This is a genomic window from Vibrio sp. 2130-1 (assembly GCF_033339515.1).
Genome location: NZ_JAWOUT010000171.1, coordinates 1 through 802, shown reverse-complemented (window position 1 = coordinate 802; position 802 = coordinate 1). Strand labels below are relative to the sequence as shown.

The window sequence follows — 802 nt, the reverse complement described above, 5'->3', positions numbered from 1 at the left end:
TTTGCACCGCGACTACTGAGGTGCTCTAACATCAGCTTCTTCATCAATTTGGTATCTGTACCTTTTTTGAAGATGTAATCCTGATGGAAGACGTAACACATGAAGTGCCCGTAATAGAGCGACTGAACCAGATTTTTGCTCACCTCTTCAGGCAAAGTTTCCAACCACTCTTCATCATTTCTGCGCAATGCGATATCGAGCGCAACAATGTCTTCAACCTCGTTGCGATGAATCGTTTCGTAGCGAATCGCAGCCCCAGCCGCCGCAAAACGATGTAAGTAAGCTTTTTTACCTTCATCTGGCGTACATTCGAAGAAATCGCAATCATCTTCAACAGCCCATACTTCTTTCAGGTATTTTTGTGCCTCTTCAATTCCGCCATCACTCATTTTTAGCACTAAGTGGTGCTCGTATTTATCACGGAATTCTAACATTCGCTCAGGCAAATGCTGCGGGAACAATTTGCTTGCGTAGTACAAAATGGTGTCTGGTAAATATTTGCTGACAAATGGCACTCGCTCTAAAAAGTTCTCTACTTTCGCTTTCAGTGCGAACATCTTAGGCAGTTTGTCCGTACCCAATAAGTCGATCGATAAAAACACGTCTTTGCCGTATTTCTCTGCCATGTTGAAGATATCGCGATGCAGATACTCCCCCATTTCTGGCAGGTTATCAAATTGAGTCAGAAAATCTTTTCTCAATTTGGTTAACTTGTTTGCGTCGTTCGTGCCCAAGTAAAACACTTGCTCTTTGCTTGGCACTGGGTAGCTATCAACACGCACTGCAAACACGCCCAATTTGC

At 43.6% G+C, this 802-nt stretch carries 1 protein-coding gene; it reads right to left on the bottom strand.

Translation table 11 applies throughout. From position 1 onward, the window contains the following. Nucleotides 1-802: D-lactate dehydrogenase (dld, locus tag R7Q09_RS24965; RefSeq protein WP_318143799.1), on the bottom strand; the 802-nt coding region annotated here is incomplete at both ends.